Consider the following 1591-nt stretch of genomic DNA (forward strand, 5'->3'; position numbering starts at 1 on the left):
GACCACGCCTTTGTCGCCGCCATGCGCGCCGTCATCGACTGGCACCGCGACCGCTGCGACTTCTACCGCGCGCTGCTCGCATCGCGCGGGTTCACGAGCGACTGCCTTCGTGATATCGGCGATCTCGCACGGATCCCCCCGATACACGCCAACTTCTTCAAGACCCATGAGGTGACATCGGTGCCTCGCGACCAGATCGCGGTGCACCTCACCTCATCGGGCACGACCGGGCAGAAGTCGCAGATCTTCTTCGATGCGTGGTCGATCGGCAGCGCCCAGCGCATGGTCGACGCGTGCTTCGCGCACTACGGCTGGGTCACGCCAGACGAGCCCGTGAACTATCTGCTCTACACCTACGAGACGAATCCGGGTGACGCCCTGGGCACCGCCTACACCGACAACTTCCTCTGCAAGTACGCGCCGGTGAACCGCACCTTCGCGGCCCTGCGCTTCACCTCGCCCACCACGCACGAGTTCGACTTCTTCGGCACCGTTGAACGGCTCCGCGACTACGCCCGCGAGGGTCTGCCGGTGCGCATCTTCGGCTACCCCGCCTTCCTGTGGTTCACCCTCGAGCGCATGCGCGCCCTTGGCCTCCCCTCGCTCGCCCTCGACCCCCGCTCGCTCATCTTCCTGGGCGGCGGCTGGAAGGGTCACGCCGACAAGCAGATCAGCAAATCTGAGCTCTGCGCACGGGTGACCGAGCAGCTCGGCATCCCGGACGAGCGCATCCGCGACGGCTACGGCTCGGTCGAGCACTGCGTGCCCTACGTCGAGTGCCCCCGCCATCGCTTTCACGTGCCGGTGTGGTCACGGGTTCTGGTGCGCGACGTCGAGACCCTCACGCCCCTGCCGCATGGCCAGACAGGCTTTCTCAACTTCGTGTCGCCCTACATCACCTCTGTGCCCGCCAACTCGGTGCTCATGGGCGATCTCGCCACCCTTCACCGTCCTGAGGAATGCGGATGCGGACTCGTCACCGACTGGTTCGAGGTCGTGGGGCGCGCCGGCACCTCGAAGAACCGCAGCTGCGCCGTGGCGGCCGCCGAGCTGCTCAAGGAGAAGTCATGACGCACCTCTGGCAAGGCGAGCGCATCGATGACGCGGCCCTCGAAGCACGCCTGGGCGGGCTGCCTGACGCGGCACAGCAGGCGCTCGCCACCCCCCTCGACATCCGCGTGCTGCTCTACGCGGCCGAGACCATGGCCCACCGCCTCGTGCACGATGCCACGGTGCGCGCCGCCCTCGCCGCAAGCCTGCGCGCCCGCGCGCTGAACGAGGTCGAGATCGAGGCCACCCTCGACGAGGTCGCCGCCTTTCTGGGCCGCACCACCCTTGAGTCGAAGCTCGAACGCGAGCTGGGCACGGCCGATCCGTTCACCATGCGACGGGTCGACTACCGCGAGCGGGTCTTCGAGGCCTGGCGCCCACTCGGGCTGCTGGTGCACATCGCCCCCACCAACGCCCCCGCGGTGGGCACGCTCAGCGTCGTCGAAGGGCTGCTGTCGGGCAACGTGAACGTACTCAAGACCAGTCCGCGCGACAGCGACTTCGCACAGGTCTTCTTCGAGCAGCTGGCCGCCTGCGACGA

General features: G+C 67.8%; 2 protein-coding genes. Both read left to right on the forward strand.

Annotated elements, in window-relative coordinates; translation table 11 throughout:
* A partial coding sequence (locus EB084_25070; GenBank protein ID NDD31536.1) for an acyl-protein synthase occupies positions 1 to 1071 on the forward strand: 1071 nt, incomplete at its 5' end.
* The coding region (locus tag EB084_25075) for a hypothetical protein (GenBank protein ID NDD31537.1) at positions 1068 to 1591 on the forward strand (524 nt) is incomplete at its 3' end. The genes EB084_25070 and EB084_25075, both read left to right, overlap by 4 nt.

It is taken from the genome of Pseudomonadota bacterium (assembly GCA_010028905.1).
Lineage (GTDB): Bacteria > Vulcanimicrobiota > Xenobia > RGZZ01 > RGZZ01 > RGZZ01.